Annotated in this window: 22 protein-coding genes; all 22 read right to left on the bottom strand. The window is 59.9% G+C overall.

Features of this window, described 5'->3' with window-relative positions; all coding sequences use genetic code 11:
• Positions 1–552: 552 nt before the first annotated feature.
• The 22 genes from WBB14_RS33035 to WBB14_RS33140 all read right to left on the bottom strand — a co-directional run bounded on the left by WBB14_RS33035 (position 553) and on the right by WBB14_RS33140 (position 23,054).
• On the bottom strand, positions 553–1,518 hold the full coding sequence (locus tag WBB14_RS33035; RefSeq protein WP_343498809.1) for a hypothetical protein: 966 nt from the start codon (positions 1,516–1,518) through the stop codon (positions 553–555).
• Between the two features lie 61 nt (positions 1,519–1,579).
• On the bottom strand, positions 1,580–1,852 hold the full coding sequence (locus WBB14_RS33040; RefSeq protein WP_070668247.1) for a hypothetical protein: 273 nt from the start codon (positions 1,850–1,852) through the stop codon (positions 1,580–1,582).
• Between the two features lie 51 nt (positions 1,853–1,903).
• A complete protein-coding gene (locus tag WBB14_RS33045; RefSeq protein ID WP_123786263.1) occupies positions 1,904–2,437 on the bottom strand; it encodes a hypothetical protein in 534 nt (177 codons plus the stop codon).
• Positions 2,438–2,489: 52 nt separating this feature from the next.
• Complete coding sequence (virB11, locus tag WBB14_RS33050) at positions 2,490–3,515, bottom strand: P-type DNA transfer ATPase VirB11 (RefSeq protein WP_123786262.1); 1,026 nt, start codon at positions 3,513–3,515, stop codon at positions 2,490–2,492.
• 106 nt (positions 3,516–3,621) lie between these two features.
• Positions 3,622–4,791 (bottom strand): type IV secretion system protein VirB10, encoded by a 1,170-nt coding sequence (virB10, locus tag WBB14_RS33055; RefSeq protein WP_343498811.1) that lies wholly within the window; start codon positions 4,789–4,791, stop codon positions 3,622–3,624.
• Positions 4,788–5,603 (bottom strand): TrbG/VirB9 family P-type conjugative transfer protein, encoded by an 816-nt coding sequence (locus tag WBB14_RS33060; RefSeq protein WP_123786261.1) that lies wholly within the window; start codon positions 5,601–5,603, stop codon positions 4,788–4,790. Before WBB14_RS33060 ends, virB10 begins: the two co-directional genes overlap by 4 nt.
• Positions 5,600–6,175 (bottom strand): hypothetical protein, encoded by a 576-nt coding sequence (locus tag WBB14_RS33065; RefSeq protein ID WP_088138169.1) that lies wholly within the window; start codon positions 6,173–6,175, stop codon positions 5,600–5,602. The genes WBB14_RS33060 and WBB14_RS33065 overlap by 4 nt, the downstream gene beginning before the upstream one ends.
• 5 nt (positions 6,176–6,180) lie before the next feature.
• Entirely contained in the window at positions 6,181–6,876 is a 696-nt protein-coding gene (locus WBB14_RS33070) for a virB8 family protein (protein WP_088138168.1), read from the bottom strand.
• A gap of 622 nt (positions 6,877–7,498) precedes the next feature.
• Positions 7,499–8,389: a type IV secretion system protein gene (locus WBB14_RS33075; protein ID WP_088138167.1), complete on the bottom strand. Its 891-nt coding sequence runs from the start codon at positions 8,387–8,389 to the stop codon at positions 7,499–7,501.
• Entirely contained in the window at positions 8,389–9,117 is a 729-nt protein-coding gene (locus tag WBB14_RS33080; protein WP_088138166.1) for a type IV secretion system protein, read from the bottom strand. Before WBB14_RS33080 ends, WBB14_RS33075 begins: the two co-directional genes overlap by 1 nt.
• A gap of 2 nt (positions 9,118–9,119) precedes the next feature.
• Positions 9,120–11,561: a VirB4 family type IV secretion/conjugal transfer ATPase gene (locus WBB14_RS33085; protein ID WP_252978956.1), complete on the bottom strand. Its 2,442-nt coding sequence runs from the start codon at positions 11,559–11,561 to the stop codon at positions 9,120–9,122.
• Positions 11,558–11,890: a type IV secretion system protein VirB3 gene (locus tag WBB14_RS33090; RefSeq protein ID WP_252978955.1), complete on the bottom strand. Its 333-nt coding sequence runs from the start codon at positions 11,888–11,890 to the stop codon at positions 11,558–11,560. Before WBB14_RS33090 ends, WBB14_RS33085 begins: the two co-directional genes overlap by 4 nt.
• A 68-nt stretch (positions 11,891–11,958) precedes the next feature.
• On the bottom strand, positions 11,959–12,267 hold the full coding sequence (locus tag WBB14_RS33095) for a TrbC/VirB2 family protein (RefSeq protein ID WP_088138164.1): 309 nt from the start codon (positions 12,265–12,267) through the stop codon (positions 11,959–11,961).
• Between the two features lie 106 nt (positions 12,268–12,373).
• On the bottom strand, positions 12,374–13,039 hold the full coding sequence (locus WBB14_RS33100) for a lytic transglycosylase domain-containing protein (RefSeq protein ID WP_088138163.1): 666 nt from the start codon (positions 13,037–13,039) through the stop codon (positions 12,374–12,376).
• Positions 13,040–13,042: 3 nt separating this feature from the next.
• Positions 13,043–13,651, bottom strand: a complete 609-nt coding sequence (locus tag WBB14_RS33105) for a TrbM/KikA/MpfK family conjugal transfer protein (protein ID WP_088138162.1) — start codon at positions 13,649–13,651, stop codon at positions 13,043–13,045.
• Positions 13,652–13,667: 16 nt separating this feature from the next.
• Positions 13,668–14,495 (bottom strand): hypothetical protein, encoded by an 828-nt coding sequence (locus WBB14_RS33110; RefSeq protein WP_088138161.1) that lies wholly within the window; start codon positions 14,493–14,495, stop codon positions 13,668–13,670.
• 71 nt (positions 14,496–14,566) lie between these two features.
• Positions 14,567–15,844 carry a type II secretion system protein gene (locus WBB14_RS33115; protein ID WP_088138160.1) on the bottom strand — a complete coding sequence of 426 codons (1,278 nt, stop codon included), beginning with the start codon at positions 15,842–15,844 and terminating at the stop codon, positions 14,567–14,569.
• Between the two features lie 67 nt (positions 15,845–15,911).
• Positions 15,912–16,538, bottom strand: coding sequence for a type 4 pilus major pilin (locus WBB14_RS33120; protein ID WP_088138159.1), 627 nt, complete (start codon positions 16,536–16,538; stop codon positions 15,912–15,914).
• Between the two features lie 77 nt (positions 16,539–16,615).
• Positions 16,616–17,713, bottom strand: a complete 1,098-nt coding sequence (locus WBB14_RS33125; RefSeq protein WP_088138158.1) for a hypothetical protein — start codon at positions 17,711–17,713, stop codon at positions 16,616–16,618.
• Positions 17,710–19,503 (bottom strand): ATPase, T2SS/T4P/T4SS family, encoded by a 1,794-nt coding sequence (locus WBB14_RS33130; protein WP_088138157.1) that lies wholly within the window; start codon positions 19,501–19,503, stop codon positions 17,710–17,712. The genes WBB14_RS33125 and WBB14_RS33130 overlap by 4 nt, the downstream gene beginning before the upstream one ends.
• A gap of 495 nt (positions 19,504–19,998) precedes the next feature.
• Positions 19,999–21,363 (bottom strand): type 4b pilus protein PilO2, encoded by a 1,365-nt coding sequence (locus WBB14_RS33135; RefSeq protein WP_179215011.1) that lies wholly within the window; start codon positions 21,361–21,363, stop codon positions 19,999–20,001.
• Positions 21,364–21,365: 2 nt separating this feature from the next.
• A complete protein-coding gene (locus WBB14_RS33140; RefSeq protein WP_088138155.1) occupies positions 21,366–23,054 on the bottom strand; it encodes a type II secretion system protein GspD in 1,689 nt (562 codons plus the stop codon).
• Positions 23,055–23,076: the final 22 nt, after the last annotated feature.

Genomic DNA, 23,076 nt, shown 5'->3' on the forward strand with positions numbered 1-23,076 from the left:
CCGGTGGGCGGCCGGCCAGGGGGGCTCGCAGCCCCCGCGCTTTGGGGGCTACCACTCCCCGCCCGGCGGGGTACCTGCCGGGGAGGGGACTCATACCTCACGGTCGGTTGACGAAGGCCTGGCCAGAGAGGCAATGAGACTCGTGGCGAGCAGATGAAGGCGATTCCTGCTCGAGGTCGCGGCAGGCGGGCGTGGCGGGCCAGAGGCCGTCATCGCCTGGGGGGATACCTTTCCCCCGCCCGGTGGCGCACGGCGCCAGCGGGGAGGGGGACTGAAGCTATGGGTTTCAGGCCGGCGCCGAAGGCGGCGGGGCGAAGGGAGCGGAGCGACCGGAGGGTAGGCGGATCGGTCGGCGCGTTGCGGCCGGCGCCTCGCGCGACTCTCTCTAAAACCTATAAAACCTATACATACCTATTGGGTACCGTTTTCGGTACTAGCAAAATGCCGTTTTTGGTACTAGCAAACGCCAATTTCGGGACAAGCCGGAGAACTTTTCGGGCTAGGCCCGAATTCGGGACCAGTCCCGATATTGGGCACGGCTGTGGACAACTTCTACGGGGACGACACAAGTCCTGCGGCCCGAAATACCCGTGCCTTGAACTCGGGTTCTGGCTCGTTCGGGGCCTGCTCCAAGCCCAGCTTCCTGCCCTTGGCCACGATGCCAGACCAGGTGCTTTGCCAAGGCTTGTTGGCCGATCCCTTTGGCTCCCATTCTCGGAACACCCAGAGGCGCCATGACTCAAACCAGTCCGACGACGTGCCACCATCGCCTGGCTGGGAGCGCTTGTACGCGCTGAAGGTCGCTGCCATCGCATCAATCTTCTCGTCCGACCACTGTGGCTTCTGGCCCTGAGCCCAGTCCCGCCATTTGGCGGGTAGCTCCCACGTGGCGGGCAGGCGAGTGGCGGCAGGACCAGCATTCGGTCGCCGGCGCGTTCCTGAATGACGCACAGAGCAGTGATCCTGCAGCGCGGCAACCGCAGTGTCTTCCTCAGCTGCGGCCGGAGGCGTTGTCGTGGGCATCGCAGGCGCGCCTGGAGCCCATCCAGCCGACTCGCCCGGCCCATCTGATGCCGAGGTAGGGGCAAAGCCGGCATTGTCCGGCCGCTCACCAGATTCGGCAGCGCCAAGTGCCGATACCGGGCCATCCTTTTCGCTAGGGATACCGCCAAGGTTGCCCTGCGTCGCTTCGTCAACCAGAGCACCCGCCGCCCGCGTGCCGGAGAGTTTCACCAGCGGGACCGCATTAGGGCATAGCTTGTAGATAATGCTGCTTCGATTGTCGCCGGCGCGACGGCCGGTGTCTTGGATCGCTCCAAGCTCGCGCAACCTGGCCAACGCCTCGATGACGGTCTTGCGATTCAAATGCGTGACGCATACCAGGTACTCAATGGAAGCGAAGGCTGTCCATTCGTCCGCGTCGTACCGCACGAGCTGCGCCAGGTTGATCAGAACGAGTTTTGAAGACGACTTTTGGACATCGGCCATTCTGGCCCATTTGGATGCTTCGACGCTCATGGCCGCCCCTTGTGCTGCTGCGGGTTTTTACCGGGTAAAGAAAATGTCGGAGCCCGGCCGTTCACGTGCCGCCCTCCTGCAGGGATTCTGCGATTGACCGACGAGCAGCCAGGGGAAGCCCGTGCTTCTCGTAGAATTCGCGCCTGGCCTGAAGCCAGGCCTTGTAGGGCCACGCACGGCGTTCGCCCCAGGGATAAGCATCGCGAATTGCTTGGTGGATTTGGGCGGCTGTCTTCCCCTCGGCTTTGCCATGGTTATAGACCTGCTGCATGATCTTGTAGGCCTTGAGCGTGCGCGCTTCCTGCGCGCCGCGTCGACGGGTCGCTTGGGTCATGGAACACTCCAGAGACTTTCAGGGTGTGGTGGGTGGAGCAATCGCGAGCCGTTATGACGAAGAATCGTCATCCACTGGTTCACCAGATGAGTCGCTTCGCTCCACACTGCTGTTGATTCGGGAAAGGAAGCGTCCCTCCGCAGCGAGCGCTGCGATGAGATCGTGTACGAGGACTTGGCTGAAGCCGTCCGCCCGACCGTTCTCAACAGCCTTTTGCAGTTCTTCCTCGCGCAAAAGCGGGAACAAATAGTGCGTTCGGGCCCGCAAAACCCTGTCGGCCACATCCCTCGAAATAGGAAGCGAAAGCTCCACGTTTTCCGCGGATCTATCGCTGAATTGAATGCCATGAGCATGTAGGGCTTGCTCCAAGGCACCAATTAATTCCTGGCACAACAGCGAGTTGATGCGCTCGTGAACGGCGCTGGCGAGCTCGAGTGGCGAACGCACTGAAGGGGCCTTATTTGAAGCTTTCGCTGGTTCGCGCCGCTTCTCTTTGGGAGTTGCGAGGAAGCAAGCCAAAATAATCGTCCCCAGCACGACGAGACTAAAGCACATTAGAAGCAGGTTGTAGAAAAAACCATCCATGATTGGATCTCTCCTTGAACTCGACGCCTACGTCGAGTGGGAACGGTCGGGGTTAATCTCCGAAGGCGCGCCCGGGGTTGAAATAGACCTCGACGAGCTTGTAGTCAGCGAAGTACAGCGCTATGTCCAACGTCGAATGCAGGTAGCGCAGGATCGTGTCTAAGTCCATCGCATTTCCCGCGATGGATTGTTTAACCAACAGTGCTACGCGGCTGTACGTATCGGCTGCGCTATTGGCATGGGTCGTGGTTACCGATCCAGGGTGGCCCGTGTTGAGCGCGTTCAGGTAGTCCCAGGCTTCTGGACCGCGCAGCTCTGACAGGAATATCCGGTCGGGCGAACTGCGCATGGCGGCCGCGATGCAGTCCGTTGCGGACATGCGTCCTGCGCCTGTGCCGTAGATCATGTGAACTCGGTTCGAGTGGTTTGGCAGGAACAGCTCGTGAACGTCCTCGACGGTAAGAAGTCGCTCGCTGGGAGAGCAGCATTCAATAAGACTGCGAGCGAAGGTGGTCTTTCCAGATCCCGTCTTGCCAGCGACGATGATGTTCCTACGGTACCGAACGGCAAGCTCCAGGAATTCGCGCATGCGCCGCTCATTCTTCAGTTGGAGCAGCTCCTGGTCTTCCGTTGTGATCTCAGCCACGGTAGACGGTTGCCCCGAAACATCCTTCCACGTATCGAAAGCGCCTTCCGACTGCAGCTCGTCCAAAGTCTTGACCAGGCTGCTGTGCTTGCGGATGTTGATGGAGAGCGTGCCGTCCACTACGGCCGGCGGCTTAGCCACCTGGCCACGTTCACCGTCGGGGAGGAGCAACGACATGATGGGCGAGAAATTGACCTTGTTGAAGCTGGCCATGGCCGACACGAGGGCGTCCAAATATTCGAAGGTGAGTGAAGCATCTTCATGCTGGTGCCACTGTCCGCGTTGCCGGGTAAGAATGACGCCGGGGCGTGGAATCGTGACTTCGCGGACGGCTTCGTCTGCCATGTAGGCAGCGATAGGACGCAGCATTTGACGCAAGGCGGTGTCGTTCGCCACGGTCGAGGCAGGAGCACCAGAGACGGAATCTTTCATTAACGGGCCTGTCAGGAATTAGGTGAGCCGGCGACCAGAAACCCGGCCGCCGACTAGCTGCCGCTCGATTGCAAGCGGCCGGAAGTGGGGAAGCCGTACACCGAACCTATCGGCGAACGACGGGGCGCAGGGCGTAGACCGAGCTGAAGTCCAGATCGCGGGCGACATAGATGCCGATCCGCCCTCCTTGGTTGCGATACAGAGTGGGCGGAATATTGATCGAGTTATCCAGCACCGTGCTGACCGCGTCCTGGGCTGCGCTACCAGTGGAGTCGAACCGTATCGAGTTACCCTCGTTGCCACCGCGAGAGGTAGCCCACGCTCCGAAATCGCTAATCAGGCTTACGAGGATGGCGCCACCGAAGCGTTCACTGAAGTGGGTGTCGATTGCTCCGTCCAGGCCTGCCTCGCCCAAGGCTCCGGTGCCCGGCGAATCCAAGTGGATGATCACACCCTTGGGAGTTTCCAGACGAGACCAGACGACGCCAATACGGGGCTGGCCCTGCGCCAAAACTCCCTGCTGGTAGCCGATGAACTTCGTGCCCGCATCCACCAGCACCACGCGGCCGCTCGACGATCGGACATCAATCGGTGAATGGCACGTGATCATTCCTGCCTGGGCACTGACCAGCTTCGTGTCCTGTACGCAGTCAATCATTGCCCCCTGAGTGATCAGCATGTCGCGATTGCCCAAAGTTCCCGCCAAGGCGGCATTGAGCTTCATCGGCTTAAGCCGTTCTGACATCGGTCCACTGTCGGCCTCGCGCCCGGAGGGCTTCGCGGTTTCGCCCGCTTGGGACTCCTGCCGCTCCGCTTGTTCGCCCTGCAGGCGACTCGCAAGCCGCCGCTGCATCACAGGATCCGGGGCAACGGCATGTACAAGCTGGCTGAGCTTGCCAGTGCTGGGAGCCAATTGCCCGACGTCGGGAACTTTCGGCTCGGCGGGAGGCGGTGGCTCTGATAGCGGTGGGGGAGGGGATGGTTGGCGGAGAGTTAGCCCGGGAAGAACATTCTCAACGCGTGCTTGCTTCGAAGCACTGGACTGAGTGTCGGTCTTCTCAGTTCCATTTAGCCATCGCCATATCACCACACTGAGAACCATCGCCGCCATCAGAAGGACCAGAACAAAGAACGCCTTGGCGCCCGGGGCCGCGGGGCGCACCGACCCGTGCAGATCCGGCATCCCCCGACCCTCGATCTGCGCCTGACGTTCTTCGATCTCTGCAACAGCATCGACCGTCTTGCCGGCTGACCGCCGGCGCTTGAGGAATTTCATGGGTGCAACTCCTCTCGCAAGACGCGCTCGACTGTGGGAGACACCGTGCGAGTAGGCAATGCGCGGACGGACTGCGGCGCGTCATTGTGAATGGCGACCACCTTGTTCCCTAAGCGCAGATGCCAGCGCGCAGCCACGCGATGCAACACGAGCGTGCGGTCGTCTTCCATGTGGCGATTGGCAATCACCTCATTGCCATCTGGATCGACAAAGTAGGCTGCCGGCAGATCCTGGCCAGGCGCGAAGCGCAGCCACGTTTGGGCGCCGTCATCCCACGCGGCTTCGGGTCCGATCGCCGTATCACCGCTCATGGTGTAGCTTTGCCAATTGATCGCGAGGTCGGCGCTGGCCAGGTCGCGCTGTACCTGTGCCTTTTCCTGCTCTGCGACAGTCTTGGCCTCATCGACCTCAGGGTAGCGCAGCACCACTCGGAATACCTCGCGCCCCTTGCGTTCCTTGGCGTATTTCAGGAGGAATGAGTAATTCCGTTTGGTCGTGATGTAGAGCAGGTTTGTGTCTGCCTGCTCCACGATCGGCTTGAGCAACAGGTGCTTGCCCTTTGGGGCGAAGTCATAGGCCGCTGAATCCCCGAAAGCATGGGTCACATACTCTTCGTCGTCGTTGAGCTGGATGTGGGTGGCCACGCCCAGTGTGGTGTCAACTTGAATGACATCGGCGGCGTCATAGTCGGTCCAACGAATTCGCTGATCCTTGGGCGACGCCTGCGGCTTGTCCAGCGACCAGGCCGGCGGTGCGGCCGCGCAGAGCGCGACCACCGCCATGGCCAAGAATGCCTTTAGGCGATTGTTCATCGGTTGTGTTCCATTCCGTGACTGTTTTCGCGGGCGTGATGGTGCGCATGCTGTAGACCCATTTCCGACTGTTTTTCGTGGTCTACGTCGCGAACCAACCCCACGCCGCCAACCGCCTTGAAGGGATAGCTGATCGCCAGTGCCTCTTCCTTGCCGGTCACTTCGAACGAGTGGTTGAGCGTGGTGCGGGCATGAACGATGAGGTCGCCCGTGTCCTTGTCGAGCTGCACCAGGCAGTTCGGCGTCGTTCCGACGACCGGCCCACGATATTCCCGACCATCCTCGGGTTGGCGGATCTGACGATCTTGCTCGCCGTAGAGCTCAACCGGCCGGCGGGGCTCACGAGTGCGCTCTTCGAAGTGTTTGCCGATTCGGTCAGCTGCGAGCATGACTGTCGGCAGGCGCAGGTCCGCTTGCTTGTGCAAATGATCTTTTGCCAGGCGAGATGCGCCATAAAGGTCAGCCTTGGCATACCGCTCGAGATCGCGAAGAAGCGCGACGCGCTCGGCGTTCGTCAGCCGATGGGCGTTTTCGAGGCGGCTGGCGAGTTCGTTGATTTGCTCTTTTTTCATGGCGATTACCTCAGCACTTCGATTTCGGGGTTGTAGGTGACGACCTGAAAGCCCAGTGGGTTGAGCCACCGGTCCTTTTCCTTCATGTCCGAGTTGACGTAGCGATATGCGACCGTGGCCACGAGATGCTCGGGCGGCGGCGTTTGGGCCGGGCCTTCGATGGCCCGTGTGAAGCGCACGGTCGCCGTGTTGTTGGGGCCCAAGGTGATACTGGTCACGCTGGGCTTCAGGCGAGTATGGTTGGCGTAGCGCTTGTCCAACGCCTCATAGCCTGTCTTCGGGTTGTCTTGGAACTTGGCGTGGAACGCCCTTTGGACATCCGGAGAACTAAACAGGCCGCACTGGTTGTAAGTGTTCTGAATGGTGTTCCAGTCATAGCTTTCGCAGGCCATTACGTACGCGAAGATGCGTGCCTTGTCGGTGCGCTCGCCATAGCTTTCCACCGCATCGCCCAGGCGCGTCACGTGCTCAATCTCGCCAGTGGCGTCATTCACGCGAACGACGAGCGGAGGCGGTGGTTCGAACATGAAAAGCACATGGGCCGCAATGGAAATTGACACCAAGGAGATGAAGTAACTAGCCCAGCTGTGGCGCCATGCTTTACTGCGGGAATCCAAAAGCATGGTGAGCAGATCGCGCTCGAGGCCTCGCGTTCGGTCCAGTTCTTGCTGCAGCGAGAGCTTGGGATCATCGGAGGACATGGGTGCCTCCAGTGGCCAGACGGACGTTTTGAGTGTGTCGCACGAAAAGTACGGACGACAGAAGGCGAGCCGCGCTAAGCGCGGCCGAAATGGCGTGCTTCATCGGTTCTCCGCAGAGAAAGTGGGGGGAGTTAAATCAGGGCGGCCTGGCAGGTGCCAGATCGAAATAGAAAGGCACAGCGAATGCTGTGCCCCGAGTAACGCAAGTGAATACGGACTTCCGCGAAATCCTATTGCTTGAGCGAATTCGTCATTCTGCGGGTCATCTCATCACTCTGCTGTTGTGCATGTTCTCTCCAAAAGCGATCCATGCGGTCATCGTTACTTTTCCGAGATGCTTGCGAGGGAAGGATTAGCATCACAGGCCACTTCACGCACAAAAGCCAAAGTGGCCGGATCAACCAAGTCCACGTGGCACGAGCCAAACTTATCCACTGAAAGGCGGAGATAGGCTTCTCGCCCGTGGTCGTGCTCCCGAAAGAAGGAACTTGAGCGGGCAGATCTGCGCTTGGCAGGGACTGTTGCGAAAGTGGCTTACCCAGTGGTGTGATCGGGGCCATCTAAAGTCCTCAAGTCTGCGGGCTATATATTGGAAATCCGCGTTGCTAAAGCATGTTTAATCTTAGCCGATCTTCCCGATTACGGGAACAGCAATTCCACCGCCACCACCGCCGGTAACCTTGCCTGCCACGATCGACACTTGCTCCAGCATGTACTTGGAGCACATCATAAAAAAGACGAGCGCCGTGAGCATCGAGAAGATATTGATCTGATCGGCCTTCGTGAGATCAAGTAGGCCCTTCTGCAGCATGCCAAACATCCCCATGATGAACATGAAGACAACCATGAAGAGCCCCGCATAAATTCCGTAATACAGGGCTTGCCGTAGCCACATGACGAAAACTTCCTTTAGCGGATTGAACAGCAATGCCAAGATGCAAAAGGGTCCCATTACAACCACTAAGCCCATTCCGACTTTCACAGTTATGAGTACCAGCATGCCGATGGCACTCATGATGGCGGATATGACCGTGATGATCAGGGCGACGATGACGAACACAAATGCCCGTCCGATGTTGGAGACACCATCGGGCGCACGTTCTTGAATCTTAGTGCCAATTTCCGCTCCCTTGTTGGCCGCGTCATCCATCATTTCGGAGGGTGTCTTCAAAGTTCCCGTAAATATCTGCGCTACGGAACTCGGCAGGTCTAGCATGGCACCAGCAATTTGTTGCTGATAGAGACCGCCGGTGCCTGCGATGCCCACGATGACACCGATATTCACTACCCTCCTTGCGGCGGAAAGCACTGGCGTTCGAATGGCGCCTGACATCATGAGCCAGCCATACCAGACCAGCGCGATTGACAGGCCCAATGATACGGCAGGCAGGATCTTTTCCGTGACCGAGGCTACCATCGGGGTAATGACGCCGGTAAGCATCGTGGTCACCGATTGATCGATCCAGTTGGCGATTTCTCCGAGACTGGTTAGGGCAACCGCGGTCGTGGCCATTAGCGTGCTCCTGGAAGCGGGGCGCGGATTGCGTCGATGCTGAAGGAAGACTCCGCCAACTTCGCCTTCTGCTTTTCGATCAGCGCAGCCTCGCGCTCCAGCTGACGCTGCAGGCTGTCGATGTGCATCTGATCCGCCGCCACATTGGCCTGTTCAACCAGCATCCGGGCGTTCAGTTCAGAAATGCCCTTCGCATCCGTGGTCTGGTTGATTTCCGCTTGGAGCTTTTCGAGCTGGCGCTTTCTTGCAGCCGTTGCGTAGTCAATGTTCTCCAACAACGCCTTTGCGGCGGTGAGGTAATCCCATTCCCGATCCTCGACTTTCTGCTTGTCGGAAATGTAGATACCGGACAGCGTTTCCTCGCTCTTGATCCGCTTCACGGAGCGCGAAATCGAGCCATAGGACTCCTCCGCGCTCTTGAGCACCTCTTGAACATCTTTCGGGAGCGCTTTTCGGATCTCGGGGTCGTTCCAGATGTCCCCGAGATTGCGCGTTCCCGAGAAGCCCTGTAGCTGGGCGCGGGCGGTGTCGAGCTGCGCCTTGAGCGTTGCGATCTGTTCAAGGTACTTGGCGATTGTGGCCGCATGCTCTGCGGCCCGCGCGCCGATGCTCGCTGCATCGACGACGGGAATCCCGCTGGCATGGGCGGGCGCCGTGCTGTTCGCAATAAATACGCTTGCCAGGATGATGGCGAGGCTGTTCCGCCGGGATGAAATCACTTTGGACATGGTTAGCTCCTTGTCGCCTCATCGGCGAGTTTGAGATACAGCGGCAACCACTGCTCAGGGTCGTTGCCAAGCTTCAGAACGGCTTCTTCGGCAAGCTCAGCCATGTCGGCGGAGCCAGAGAAAACGAGAAGGGAATCGGGGCACTTGGAGAGGTCCAGTTCTGCTGTGACCGTCGCTTCGCCCTGCTTGATAAGGAATTGACGGCTGAACTCGCCCAGTTCCTTGATCAGCTTGAACTCCGATGGCGTGAGCTTGAAGTCATTCACGTATTCCCCCTCGGAGGCCTTGGGGTTGGGTAGGTAGATTTGCGTAGCAGATTGTTGAATCATCGACCGTCCCACTGGATTGCCGCTGATGGCTTCAGGCTCCTGCGTTGCGAAGACGAACACGCCGTTCTCCTTGCGGATGGTGCGGCTCTTGTCCTGCATGAAGGTCTGAAAGTACGGGACCTTCAATGGGTGTTGCACTTCATCGAAGAAGTAGGCAAATCTCCGTCCGTCGAGCATTTGTTCAGTTCGATAGAGCAGGTACGTGATCGCGGCATCACGTATTTCACCCTTGTCGAGAAACTCCGTCAGATCGAATCCGAAGAGATCGGTGCTCGACAAATCGAGTTCGTCGGTCTTGTTATCGAACATCCAGCCATTTTCATGACCCGCGCACCAGCGTTCGAGCCGGTCGCGCAAGCTAAGGGACATGCCCTCTGACGGTGCGGCGGGGAGGAACTGCAGCAGCGTCGACAGTTGGCGTTGCGGTCTGTCGATAAACTCCACCAGCTTCTTGATTGCTGTCTCGATTTGCTTTTGCTCCGCCATGGTCGCTGGATCTGCCCCATTGGCGGCGAGCTGCTTCGTCATGCTGGCCATGAAAGTGACATTGCTCTTGGTTGGCTCGAGTTGAAGGTAATTCCACCCGGTCGACACTCCCCTTTGCATGGGGAAGTATTTGCCGCCCATCGCCATGACCGTGACCTGTAGACCCCGGTCTTTGTCGAATACCGCAGCCGTGTAGTCGAACTTGCGCGCCTGTGCGACCAGATGCCCCAACAGGACGGTCTTGCCCGTCCCGGATTGCCCCAGGATGGACGTGTTGCCAAGGCGACGCTTGCCGGTTTCATCGACTTCCGCGAGCGAGGCATGAAAGTTCATGTAATAGGGCGTGCCGCCGGTGGTCTTCAGCATGGTGACCGCTGGGCCCCAAGGGTTGCCCGCCGGCTTCCCGAAGAGGTAGTTGTGCATCGACGAGAAGCACAGGAAATTGGGCGACGTGATCGGGCACGGGCGCGGTCGCCAGTTCCAGTTCCCCGGCAGCTGAGCGGCCCAGGCCGCGATAAGGGAGCGATCAACCAGGCGTGCCACGACCTCGCTGCTGGCAAGGGCGCCGCTGATGTCGGCCGCTGCTCGCAGGGCCTGCTCACTATCGTCGCCGAAGACCTGCAACGTCGCGTGGTGATCCCCCATGACGAACTTGCCGGCGGACAGATCGTCGCGAGCCCTCTTCAGATCCGCGATCTGCGATTCGGAGTAGTCTCCAGAGTCTTCGAGCCATTTGATCTGGCGGGACAAGGCTTTGAGCCCATCGGCCTTCGACATGGAGCCGAAGGATTGAGAAAGGATGAACTCGTATGGCTGATTCAGCAGACTGTTCAGGTGGCCGGGTTTCGTGTTGTTGCTGTACTCGCGGACCTCCAGCATTACGTAGCGCTTCGTCCAGTCAGGCCCACGCATTTCGGCCTGCTCCCCGTGCGTTGAAAAGAACTGACGGCTGGTGGGAAGATAGTTGTAGAGGCGCGCACTGGTGACGGGCACGGGCGAGTGCTTCCCATTGAGCAGCAAACCGAAGAACTCCGCAGGTTCAGAAAAGTGCCCTGTGCGTTCCTCACCGGCAACATCAAAAGACCGCTCGACGATGGTCAGCTTCTCGGGTCCGTAGCGTTTTAGCGTGCCTGCTAGCTTGCGATTGATGTCGTTAAGCTGCTCGATCGCCTGCGATTGCCACGCAAGGGCTTGACGCGCTGTACGCTTCTCGAACCTGGAAAGAAGGCGCAACGTCGGATCGACCTGAGCCCGCGTCAAGATCGTGAGGTACATCTCGTTGATCATCGGGGGCTTGCCATCGAACACCTTGCTGTATGCGGCGTCATGGGCGCGAGAGAAGGCGTCGGGATAGTCGCTCTGGGGGTATTCCGAGACGCGCCGACGGACGAGATGCGACCAAAGCCCAAAACCTGTGGGCCAACCACGCAGGACGTTGTTGAGCTCTTCGATCCATTCCTTGTGCTCGGCTTCGGAGTATCCCTGGAAGGTTCGTCCGTCAATCCGCCAGGCGCTCAGGTACTCCCAGTTGCGTGTGGCGATTACGGAGTCTGTGACGTGGTGTGAGAACGGCACATACTGGCTGACCGCCGGCTCGTAGGCAGGCATCGCCGGTGAGATTTGAGTCATGTCTTTTTGGCTCCGAGCATCCGGCACCAGCGCCGGCGCTTGCTGTAGGGAATCGGCGTGAGCGATATGGCACCCCAGAAACGTTTGTTTGGGGCCAAGAGCTTTGTCTTGAACCACAGTTCCCATATCCAGAACGCGCGATCATCATTGCGGCTCAGGACCGCCAGGATCGGGTAGAGGATCGGGCCGAGTAGCCATCCCCAGAGTGTGAACATGGCGGCGGTGACAGTGAGAAAGACCAGGGCCACGAACGCTCGGGTCGGCACGCCACCTTTGATCGTGGCGATGCGGGTGGCACCCTTGAACAGAGGGTACTGATTGGGCGGCACGGCGGATCCGGCAGAAGGCTGTGTAGACGTGGCTGCAGGCCTTTCGGCGAGCGCCTTCGCTCGCGCGGTCATGCTGTGAAGAAGAGCTTGATGATGCCGCCGGCCAGCGCGCCGGCGAAGATCACGCCGCCGGCCCACTGGATTAAGGTGTCCTTGCGGATCACTTCCATCGAATAGAGAAGCCCTAGGACGCCTGCGATGATCAGTGCAGCAACCGGGATGAGAACCCACAGCCAGTCGCGCAATGTGTCTGCCGCTTGCGTAACCTTGGCCAACTGCGCCATTGCCAGGTCGGGGTGAAGAAGCATGAGCGCGATAAGCGCTATGTTCGCGGCCAGGGAGAACAGGCGGGAAGAAGGACGTGCTGCGATTTGCATTTGCAAACTCCATAGAAGACCCCGCCCAAGGATTAGCCTGGGCGGTATAGGTAGATAAGCGGGGAGGGCGAGCGCGGCGTTTAGCTGCTAAACATCGGGTGAACTGCTAGCGGGGAGAGTCGGCGCGCGGGCGGCTTATCGGCGTACCGAACACTGACTCGGAGGGCTTGTTGAAAGCGTCTGGATGAGCATTGCTGAAAGCGTCCTTGCGGCCTTTCTGAAAGGCGTCCGGCTTGGAAGCGATGCCGGATTCCTGCGTCTTGGGCTGCTTGGGCGGAGGTGCTCTGGACGCTTGCGCATTCTTGACGATGGCGGGCACAGGGAGACCGGCGCCCGCAATAAGCTTGCCGACATACCCGTTCTTGAAGCCCGCCGTCAGATTTCCTGTGTTGTAGCAACTGAAGGCCGCGTAGAGGGCGTTTTGGCCTGGCCCGTGAAGTTCCGCAGCGCGCTTGTAGCAGTTCACAAGAACACGCTGAGCAGATGCCAGATTCACGCAGGGATCAAAGATCGTTTCGGGGGTGACGCCGAGCCACTTCCAGTTGCGAACATTAATCTGGCCGTAGCCGACGTCGAAATCCACGCCCTTGTCCATCAGCTTGCGTACTTCGTCGACTGCTTCGGACTTGGACGCCGGCCGGATACTTCTGTGCGGCTTGCTGTTGACGCCGATTACCAGAGGATTGAAACCCGACTCGTGGCGCACAACGGCGGCCAGGGTGCTGATGTGAACATCGGGAGCACACTGGCGAGCCAGTTCGGGGAAGTCCATGGTTCAGTTCCCTCCCCAGCCCGTGTTCTCCCTCGCGGCCTTCTTCGCAGCCTGTTCGCGCTCGTAGCGGGCCAATGCCCCCGGGTAATTCTTGGGATCGACCCAGAAGCCGTCCTCATCCGGCTTTCCGACATACAGCGGCATGTCATCTTTAAGGTTTGTGTACGTGTTCAGGATGTACGCGGAGCAGTACGTTGGCATGACATTCGAGATTCGTGTACCGCTGCTGCCAGCATCGCCTCCGAGCCCGATGGTCTGCCGCAAAGTTGCGTTCAGCGTGGCGGCATCACATTGTCCGGCGCCGCGGGCCAGTGCTTTTGCGAGATCGCTCATGCCTGCGATGCTGCCGACCACCGGGCACAGAGCAAGAAAGGCCTCTCTGGCGCTAAGCGTATCGGAGAGCTTCTTCTTTTTGATGCCAAAGAACTTCGACAGTGCAGGGCTGCATTCCTGCGGAGGGCTGCTACCGGATAGGCAAAGAAGGGCTTCGCAAGCAAGGGCCGCAGCTCCTGACAATACTGCTTGCGGGACCGGCCCTTGCGCGGCGACTGGCGTGGTCACTTGTGCGAGCGCAAGCGCGCCGACTAGAAAGAGGCGCTGTATGAATCGCATCAGTTGTCTCCCGAGGCTACTGGCAGATGTAATGGTTGGCTACGTCGATGAGCTGGCTTCCGATCCGCGTTTCCGTTCGGACGGTGCAGCCTTCCACCGAAGTGATATTCACGGAGTAGGTGCGGCCGACGCAAAAGTCGCCGTCACCGCCGCTACTCGTGTCGCAGCTCCCGTACAGCGTGGCTGTCCGGTTCCCGTTGGATAGCTGGCAGTTGCCCGCGGCACCTTTGTTGACGGAGCCGCCAGGCGAGGACAGTTGACCCATCCATATCCGGTTGCCGTCCGATCCGGTGGTACCGGATGCAAAAATGCAGTTCAGTTCGGCAGTCGGACGATAGATCGTGGCCCCGAATGTCGTCCCGTAGGTGACCTGCATTTGCGCAGCGATGTTGCCAGCGAGGGAGTTGGGAAAGTGCTCCCCCGTTTCCGATCCACGCGCCTTGGCGATCACGACATCGAGCACACCGCTTGCTCTTGCGGCGGTGCAGCTGTCCTGCCAAGCCCCCCAGGGCTCATAGGCGATGTCATATGCATTGGCCTGCAGCACGTATGCCAAGCGATAGCGGATGCGTGATCCGGTGGTGCCGGCGGGGCACGCCGCCGTCTCGGACTGCGTGTCCGCGCGCCTGCATCCGCCATACCCACTGTGCCAGGCATACCCGGAGACGCATCCGCCGAGTGGTAGTGGTGCCCCCTGGTCCACACGGACGAACATACTGCCGAGATCCGTCTGTAGCTGCATGTCGGCCTGGTTCGCGGAAGAAGCTTGGCCCAGCGCTGGCACAAGCAGAAGCAAGAAGGCAAGCCAAAGGCCACGCCTTCCTCGTGACGAGGGTAGGAACATGATTTTCTCCAATGTAGGTTCTCCCTCCCGCATTGCGCGAAAGGAGCGAATTGCCCCCCAAGGTGGAAGGGCTAGTTCTTGCAGCCTTGGATCACGGATGCCCGCGCATTGAAGTCGGGCGGCGATATCACAATGCGGTCGCCAGCAACTGAGGCGCGTTGGGCTGTGCGGACATAGCTATTACCGGAGTTCTGGAAAGAACCACTGAAAGAACCACCGACTGTGACCGCGCCGGCCGCGTTCACATAGCCGGATCCCTGGATGCTTCCGCCGATCGCGCCGCCAATGTTGACGTCTCCTCCGCGCGCTGTCGCTTCAATTGCTTGCAGCGCCACATGCCGCCATGGGGTCAAGCCCGATGGGCACGAGATGGCAGGTATGGCGGCGTCATTGGGTAGGTCGATCAAAGCGGCGGTGATCGTCTGCCCCGCCTGGACGAACCAAACACCGCCAGTGCAGACGGCCAGGAGCTTATTGGCGGTGGAGGCGTACATGCCTTCGGTAGAGCATGCGGCGCCAGGCCAGACTGCTGTGTTCAAGATCAGGCCCGTATTGCTGGCAATCGCGCCGCCAACTGACAGCGTACTGTTTAGTGTGACGGGGCGGGTCTCGCCGTGACGTACAAACTGTGCGAACGGTGTGGCGCCCAGGCCTGCCGCTAGAACTGCATGACCTCGCTCGGCACCGAATCCAAACCAGGCTCGCGGAATGTCCATCAACGGGCCTCGAACATTCACACCGACATTGGCGTCATGGCCGCCATATCCGTCAGAGCCTTGCATAACCTTCGCAAGCAGCGCTTGATTGACTTCCGCACGTTTACCGAGCGGCGCAATGCAGGTTCCGTTCTGACGCAGGGTGCGTACGCTGCTGATGGGATGGCAAGTAAAGACGTAAGCGCCGGTCTTGCAACTCTCGCCAGGGCAGGCCCCATCCCGCACGAGGATGAACCTCGCGGTGTCTCCGAGGGACGGATAGAGAGGCATGCTTGTCGGCAGCAGGCCCAACGCCGCAAGATCGGCAACTCCGCCCTGCGCAATCTGAACCCCTGCTACTGAGTTCCAGGCAAGGGGCGGTGGATCTGGATAGACGCCGGGTGGGGCGCTGGCGATGTTCACTCCTTGCATCCAAGCCTCATGCTTGATCTGCAGGTCCACCAGCGCGCCTCGAATCTGCGCGAGATATCGGCCAGTGCTTTCCGCTGCGCTGTCGTCCGCCTGGCGCTTGACTTCTGCGGCCCCGAGTACGAGTGCCAGCGTCAGTAACACTATCGCGATTGTGATCTCGATGAACGTGAAGCCAGCTTGGCGGCGAATGGGACGTAACGGTGAAGCGTTGAGGTGCCTCATAGAATGGACTCCACAGTAGAACCCGACAGGGCGTGCTTGTGGCACGCCCAAGCTTCGGTTGAGGCGCTTACCGCGTAGCGAAAACGAACGTGTTGTTGTCCCCGTCGACGCAGAGGTTTTGGGCGGTGACAGGGTTGAACGTGCCGTTCTCGTTGTTTGCACCCAGCGTCTTCGCGACCGTGCCGTTGACGCTGATCATCTCCGAGACTCCATTCAGCGTCGATGCGAGAACCGGGCATGCTCGATGGTTCACGTTTGTCAGCGTCAGCGAAAAGGCGCTACCGGCGGGCCCACCGCCGAGTGCCGCAGGCGCGATGGTGATCGTGCCATTCGTGCCAACGCCAGAGCCGCCCAGGCGATGCGCGACCGTCGAGCCGACCACCTTGAACGCAGTGGATTCGCGCAGTGAAGGCGCGAGATTCTTCGCGTTATCGATCGCGGCGTACGGCGCGCCGGTATCACCTTCGGCCATGATGCGTGCCGTCGACATGAACCGCTGAAGCTCGCCGGCAGCGGCTGGAACACGACCTGAGACGAAGTAGCCTTTCGCTGATGGCAGGGCGATGATCGACAGAAGGATGACGATCGCTATGGCCAGGGCGATTTCGCCCAGAGTCCAACCCCCTTGATTCTTGGGGCTGCTAGCCAGGACGCGCTGGATGGCGCGCGGGGCGCTACGCATATCTTGTTGCATGTGTCTTTCCTGATTTAGAGATTTTTGGAGTTACTTTGGCAGCCGCGTCGTGCCAAACCGAGTTTTGTGTTGGGGGCCTACATGACCTCAATCATCATTGCGTTGCGCATGTCGGAGATCACGCCTTGATGCCAGAAATAGAGGCCAATCAGAACGCAGACCGCAAGTAGAAGGCAGATCCATTTGAGAACATTGGCACGGGATGCCACGCGCTTTAACACCGTGGTCTCCATGCGCTGTCTGGTCCTTTGCAGCGCTTTGTCAAGGCCAAGGGTGTTGGTTAGGTCCTCCAGGTACCAAAAGGATTCGCGGTCAAGAAGTCCCACATCAAATATTGCTGCACCTTTTTTTGCGTCGTCCAGACGGTCCTGAATTGCCTGCAGACGGCGGGATAGCCAGCGCGATGCCCCGGAAATCTGCATGTCGATGGCCTCTCTGATCTGCATTGTCTTTCCCGTTCTGGGCTTGACTGCCGTGGCAGCGGTACTGACGACCGCGATTGCCTGGACATCTCGGTAGAGGCGATAGGGTCCCCAGGTGTCGAGCCAGCGCCGAACTCTGCCGTCCATGTACGAGAACGAGAAATAGAAGGCGATCAGGGCTGTTGGGCCTACCACCCAAAGTCGCACCCCGTAGTCGCGGATCCACTGAGCCATCGCGAAGAATGCTTGTGTGCTTGGCTTCAGCAACTCCGGCCTGACGTCGGGAAGCGTGTCCAAAAGCATTGGTGCAGTGACGTAAGGTACGGCCACCATCACCATGAGCCAGACAAGCGTGACAACGATGAATGCAATCGCCAGGGTACTAACCAGCAAAGAACGGAGCTTGCTCGTCAGTCGGACGACGTTTGCCATATCACGCAATCCGCCTGCGAACGCTGCTTGTCCTTGACGCTGGAGCGATACGAACTCGGCAACCTCTTTCGGGGGGAGTGTGCGGTGCAGCGTTCTACCCAGGTCACCGAACTCGACGATGCGATGCGCCCAATATGCTGAGAGGACGCCTCGGGCGCTCTTTCCATAGCGGTGCGCATCGGCGTCCAGAATGCTAAGAATCGTTCTGCGCCCCTGCGTATCCTCCGTCATGTCTGCGAGATAGTCGTACCAGTCTGCGCGTGATCGGGCAAACTTCTGCGCGGCCTGGCCGACTCGCGTAAAGAAGAATGGGATCTTCATTCAAGCTTCCTTCGAAGGAGCAGCGTTTCAAAGGCCGTGAAGTGCGGCTCAATGTCTCGCGGGTCGAGCATCCCTTGGCTCATCTTGTAGATGGCGCAGTCCATGGTGGACTTTCCGTCCATGTCTGGCTGGTCGTATCGAGCGGTGCGATGGCCGGCGAAGATCTGGCGTAACCGAATCTCGTCTCCCTCTGTGATGGCTCGCAGCGCCTCGGGATCATTAGTCGGTTCGTACAGTTCGGCGCACACGGTGCGCCCGTCGTAGCCGAATAGCTCGGGGATGCCCTTCTTCCGGCAGCGTTCACATCCTTCCGGATTGCGCACCTTGACCGAGTCGTGTCCGAAGTCGAACAGTTCCTCAATATTGCTGAGGTATCTCGACCAAGTGGATCGGTCATGGTATACGCCCATTCCGTCGCGTGCTCCGTCCAGCAGGGAGTTGGCGGGCAAGGCGCAACTGCACAGCCGTGGCATAAGAGTCTGATGGCCGAGCAGCTTTAATACATTGGGCGTACCTAGCGTCGCACGCGGAATTCCGATCTCGCTAGATGCGAAGCGCAAAGGAATTCCCAAGGCGTTCCCTACGTGTGTTGTCGTGAACAGGTTGCTGCCGGAAAGAACGATATCCACAAAGGCTTCGCCGGTAAGCAGGTCACGAATTTCGCCGAGCAATACGTCGCTGGCCGCGGCTCGCTTAAGGGCCATGAGCTTGGCCTTCATGGCATTCTTGTCAGATCCATCCAGAGAACGGGAGACGCTCGCCTGAAGCGCGTCTGTGATGGTCAGCTCGACAGGATCCTCGATCGACATGATTTTCCGGGTTTTCGGCAGCCGAACGATGAGCTGCGAATTGGTCACCGTCTTGCCGGATCCGGGAACGCCGCCAATTACGATGGCCCCTCCCATACTGCGCATGGCTCGCTCGAACTGCGCAACTTGCGAGGGCAGGAAGCCGAGGGTCTCCATGTCGACTTGCTGCACCTTTGCATCGACGTCGAGCACGCGCAATGTAATTGCGGGACCTGTGTCGGCGATGAACGAGCCCCAGCGGAACATGTAGCCACGATCGTCGACGACCTCATACAGTCGGCCTTGCTGCTCGTTTGCCATGTCGAGAAAGAGACCGTTTCCGCCGCTCACATCGAGCCAGCCCACGTTGACCATATCGAGCAGCTGCTGTGTTGGCATGGCAAGGTGTTTGGGCGTCGTGTACAGACCATCGATTGATGCGCTGACGCGCGAGACGGAACTCGTCGTATCGATGTTCAAGTGCAAGTCGCTTGCTTGATTGCGCACGGACCATGCGAGCAGGTCATAGAACCCCTGTCTTACGGCTGATCGATCACCTAGGCCGCGAATCCGCGAGCTGCGCTCCCGGACATCTTGTAGCTGCATGCGCTCGCGGACCAGCGTCAGCAGGATGACTGGATTGATCGTGTAGATGGCGACCGAATTGCCATTCGCGGCCTGGACGGCGCGCTGGTGAACCGCACGATAGATGTCGGAGTCGTGCTCGCCAGGCTTGACGAATACGGCGTACTGGGAGCCATCCAGTTCCGCGACGCATGCAGTGACGGCGGCGGCCGACCCGCACCAGTCAACCTTCAGCGTGTGGAATGGCGGTTGCATTTCCTCGATGTCGCTGAAGGAATCGAGGTGCTCGATGTTCCCGTCCGCCTGCGGTTGGGCTGTGGCGGTCATCGAAAGGACCGGCAGGTCTTCGGCCTCACGGAAACTTACGGTGAGCAAACGCCTTAGGCGTCGGATCAGGGTCGTGATGCTGGGCATCATGGCGTCCTCTGGGTTAGGCAGTAGGTTGCTGTTTCTTGGGATTGGTCGAGGAAGCTGGCGCAGGGCGGAACGATGTTCTGCAGGAGCAGACCCAGGTCCGAGCCTGCGATCGGTTTTTCCGAACCGGCTCGGTACTGTGCTCTTCGTCCTCCTACGTCGACCGCCACACCGAGTTGCGACCCGACGCCGGTGATTGCGAGCAACCGCGGCACGGGAGCAGGCGCAGGCGTAGACGGGTCAGCGGCTTGCGGGACGGCCGCACCTGCTGGAGTGGAGGAAAGGGCTACTCCCAAAGGCCCTGCGGTCGACTTGCGCTTTTCTTCGGCCAAAGCGCGAGCGGCCTCCTGCTCCAGCAACTCCTGGACCATCTGGACGGCGGGTTGGGGGATCGTTGTCGCGGGCACGCCCACCACAGGTACCTGCGTCCAGGCTTGGCCGGGTATTGCGAAGGCCAGGCACAAGGCGACTGACCCGGCCACACGCCATTGGGCGCGATTACGGCGATTCGACATATATGGTTCCTCTCAATGTGGCTGAGAACGCGCTGGCAACCAGGCCTGGCGAAGTGTCTGGCGCATAGCGCACTTGCAACTGCGTGATTTCAGTTGTCCTGGGTAGCGATAGGCCGTGTAGCGAGCGCAGCGGCGCATTGATGACGAGTGCGCGACTTGCGGGCACTTTCATGCCGGCGGGCATGGGTACGGGCTGCTCCAGACCATTTGGAAGCTTTATGTTGGGTACGGAGATCGGTACCTTGGCGGGTGGCGATAACGTGAAATCTTGCAAGGCTGGGCGCAGCGCTTGCCAGCTGGGTTCCCAGTCCCGCACGACGTTCGTCTGTGTCGGAAGATCTTGCAGCTTCAGTCCCGACAGTGAATGTCCCTTCGGGATGCTCCAGGTGCCTTGTGCGCTGTCTAGGTCGGTATGCACGACCCTCCAGTCAGCAGAGGGAATCGCAGCGAATAGAGTGTGATTGTCTGCAAGTCCTGTGCGCCGGTACTTCGCAGTGCAGGTCCCAGCCCTGGGCAGGCAATCAATTTCTGCTAATCGCCAGCGGCCGGGTTCGACGGGTACAGCGCCGATCTGGCGAAGCAGGATCGTGAGCCCGGTCTCGCCCATCGGCCTGGCCGTCATTGCCCAAGCTGCGATCGCTTGCTTCCATAGGACTGCAGCATCCAGTTCGGGCTGTTGCGCCTTGAGCTGCTGCTGGATTCGCGCTTCCCGCTCCGCCCACCAACTGGATCCGTAGTCCCAAGCCTCGTACCCGAGGATCAGTGCAATTGCCAGCCACCAAATAGGCGACACCATCGTCAGGCTGAAGGTGGCGCGCCGCAATGAAGATTGCGTGTTCGCGTGGCCGGTCAGCTGCTGCAGTGAGAACGGGCGGACCGCTGGCAGGTAGTTGCTATGCACCTGCAGGTCGCGATGGCGCGCCATGGCTGCATCTATCCCCGCCTGCGCTGCGGTCGGGTCACTGAAGATCGTGTCTCCGCCCGCCTGTACAACCCCGTCCGCCACGACGGCGAGCCATACGGTGTCATCCGACAGAGTGAATGCCACCAGGTGGGTGCCGTGACGATGCAGCTGGGCAAATGCTGCCGCGCCTGAGAACAGACTGGCGCGGGTCTTCGCCCGACTTTCCTTGCCCTTCGCAGTCAGTAGCCCCACGGAAGGGCTGCGGGCGTCACTTTGGACGTAGTGCGTCGCCCGTTCCTTGCGTGCCAGCTTGAGGGCTTCCTTTTGGGGGTCTTCCCCAAGGACGGTTTGCCACCTGATTCCAAGCACCAGCTGATTCGAACTGCCAGGGATGGCCACCAGCTGGTAGGTGACCCTCCTGGCGCTTTTTTTGCGAAGTGCCACGATCAGAATCCTTCTTCTGGTATGGCGGTCACGAGCACGACGGTGAGCACCTGCTGCTCCTGTGATGCGTCGGAGCCACCGACAACCATGGGCGCGTTATCGTCGAGGCGCCGCCTGGTGGAGGTGTCTGCTGCCTGTTGAAAGCCGCCAATAACTGTTTGCTCGCCTGGGCGCACCATGACTTGCTGCACCCGTCCTTGGCCTCCAATGTCGGCCTGCTGTACGAACGATTGGTCGTCCCGGGATCCGACCGGCTGCTTCTTCAGGGAAATGAGCCGGGTGTCGTCGTAGGCAATCGTCAGCAAGACCTGGCCGTCGTCCTGGGCGTCCGGCACCACGGTAAGGAATGTGCCGACGGTCTTCTCGTTCTGGGTGACGGTGACGGTCGGCGCTGAGGTGTCGGATGTACTTTGCGTCTGCTGCAGGTTTTTGATGTATTCGAACGTGTTGCGCGTGTCGTACTTTCCCGGTCGGCGGTTCTGCAAGAGCATCGGCACGCTCTTGTGATTGATGATCGACCCGAGCTGAGACAGGGCGGTAAGGGCGATGTTGGACCCTGCAAAGGGGCCGCTGCCAACGGTTGCACCGATGCTGCCTGGAGCCTGCGCAGCGTCCAGCATTGCACCGACGCCGAGCGCCGACGCCTGGTTGTCGCGACCCAGGCTATTGAAAAGGATCTTCCAGTCGACGCTACCCTGGTTCAGACGATCACGTTGCACCGTAATTTCTTCGAAGACCAGGCGAACTCGCCGCGTCATCTGACGATTCTCGGCTTCAAGGAACTCTGCGATGCGGTCTTGGGCATCCTTCGTATCCGTCACGACGATGGTGTTAGACGCGCCATCCGCGAACTTGATGACGCCGGCACGGGTGAGGAACTGGCTCACCTTGCTGACCACGGCCGCCAAGTCCTTCGCCTCGTCTTTGGACGTCGTACTCGACTTCTCCGCGAGCGTTGAGTTGGTGGACCGCATGTCCCGCTGCAGGTTCTCTTCGGCGTTCTGCGTGGGAGCGCGGACTACATAGCTCTTCGTTTCCGTCCGATAAAAGCGGATTGCGCCGATCTTCTCGTCGTATCGCCAGTACACCCCCAGACGAAGCGAGATCGAATCCAGCACCGAGGCAAGGGGGGCCTGGCCGGCGGGCAGCGGCGCCATCTTGGTGCGCGCCACGCCCTGGGGCAGGGTCGGCCCGGCAATACGGTCAACAGCGATGCCTGGGATCAGCGCTGGGACAAGGGTATCTGCCGTGGATGCACCGAGCGTGGCAGCGGCGACCGTCCCTTGTTCGCTGGCCAGGCGGGGAAGGAAGTACTCCGCCGGCAGTAAAGCGTCACCGGAAACCTGCGTCAGTATTCCCGTCGCGATCTGGATTCGGTCGGCCAGGGTCTTTAGGTCGGCGGCATTGCTTTCGAAGAGCAGAGTGGTGTTGATATTGGCGCGCAACGCAGGCGGCAAGGTGACGTCGCGAGCCAACGGCTGCGGTTTGCCAGCAATCCATGGGAGATCGACGACCTGGCCCTTGGCCCGTTCTGTGTCGCCGGCCCTGTCCTTGAACAATTCCAGCGTTCGGGTGTGGGTTGCGCCTTCGCTGTCGGCGCGGGCATTGATTCGGTCGGTGGATTGGAGTGCGGAGCAGCCGGCAAGCGCTGCAAGCGCGATCGCGGCCGCAACAGTGCGGTATGCAGTCATTGGGGTTCCTGGTCTATGCCAC

The sequence above is a fragment of the Achromobacter sp. genome, assembly GCF_049647645.1.
Lineage (GTDB): Bacteria > Pseudomonadota > Gammaproteobacteria > Burkholderiales > Burkholderiaceae_B > Achromobacter.

Excerpts from the sequence above, each read along its gene's own strand:
- WBB14_RS33035 (WP_343498809.1), bottom strand. The coding sequence starts at position 1,518 with ATGAGCGTCGAAGCATCCAAATGGGCCAGAATGGCCGATGTCCAAAAG.
- WBB14_RS33105 (WP_088138162.1), bottom strand. The coding sequence starts at position 13,651 with ATGCGATTCATACAGCGCCTCTTTCTAGTCGGCGCGCTTGCGCTCGCA.
- WBB14_RS33115 (WP_088138160.1), bottom strand. The coding sequence starts at position 15,844 with ATGAGGCACCTCAACGCTTCACCGTTACGTCCCATTCGCCGCCAAGCT.
- WBB14_RS33120 (WP_088138159.1), bottom strand. The coding sequence starts at position 16,538 with ATGCAACAAGATATGCGTAGCGCCCCGCGCGCCATCCAGCGCGTCCTG.
- WBB14_RS33110 (WP_088138161.1), bottom strand. The coding sequence starts at position 14,495 with ATGTTCCTACCCTCGTCACGAGGAAGGCGTGGCCTTTGGCTTGCCTTC.
- WBB14_RS33045 (WP_123786263.1), bottom strand. The coding sequence starts at position 2,437 with ATGGATGGTTTTTTCTACAACCTGCTTCTAATGTGCTTTAGTCTCGTC.
- WBB14_RS33075 (WP_088138167.1), bottom strand. The coding sequence starts at position 8,389 with ATGGCCACGACCGCGGTTGCCCTAACCAGTCTCGGAGAAATCGCCAAC.
- WBB14_RS33040 (WP_070668247.1), bottom strand. The coding sequence starts at position 1,852 with ATGACCCAAGCGACCCGTCGACGCGGCGCGCAGGAAGCGCGCACGCTC.
- virB11 (WP_123786262.1), bottom strand. The coding sequence starts at position 3,515 with ATGAAAGATTCCGTCTCTGGTGCTCCTGCCTCGACCGTGGCGAACGAC.
- WBB14_RS33080 (WP_088138166.1), bottom strand. The coding sequence starts at position 9,117 with ATGTCCAAAGTGATTTCATCCCGGCGGAACAGCCTCGCCATCATCCTG.
- WBB14_RS33060 (WP_123786261.1), bottom strand. The coding sequence starts at position 5,603 with ATGAACAATCGCCTAAAGGCATTCTTGGCCATGGCGGTGGTCGCGCTC.
- virB10 (WP_343498811.1), bottom strand. The coding sequence starts at position 4,791 with ATGAAATTCCTCAAGCGCCGGCGGTCAGCCGGCAAGACGGTCGATGCT.
- WBB14_RS33100 (WP_088138163.1), bottom strand. The coding sequence starts at position 13,039 with ATGGACTTCCCCGAACTGGCTCGCCAGTGTGCTCCCGATGTTCACATC.
- WBB14_RS33070 (WP_088138168.1), bottom strand. The coding sequence starts at position 6,876 with ATGTCCTCCGATGATCCCAAGCTCTCGCTGCAGCAAGAACTGGACCGA.
- WBB14_RS33125 (WP_088138158.1), bottom strand. The coding sequence starts at position 17,713 with ATGAAGATCCCATTCTTCTTTACGCGAGTCGGCCAGGCCGCGCAGAAG.
- WBB14_RS33085 (WP_252978956.1), bottom strand. The coding sequence starts at position 11,561 with ATGACTCAAATCTCACCGGCGATGCCTGCCTACGAGCCGGCGGTCAGC.
- WBB14_RS33140 (WP_088138155.1), bottom strand. The coding sequence starts at position 23,054 with ATGACTGCATACCGCACTGTTGCGGCCGCGATCGCGCTTGCAGCGCTT.
- WBB14_RS33130 (WP_088138157.1), bottom strand. The coding sequence starts at position 19,503 with ATGATGCCCAGCATCACGACCCTGATCCGACGCCTAAGGCGTTTGCTC.
- WBB14_RS33095 (WP_088138164.1), bottom strand. The coding sequence starts at position 12,267 with ATGCAAATCGCAGCACGTCCTTCTTCCCGCCTGTTCTCCCTGGCCGCG.
- WBB14_RS33065 (WP_088138169.1), bottom strand. The coding sequence starts at position 6,175 with ATGAAAAAAGAGCAAATCAACGAACTCGCCAGCCGCCTCGAAAACGCC.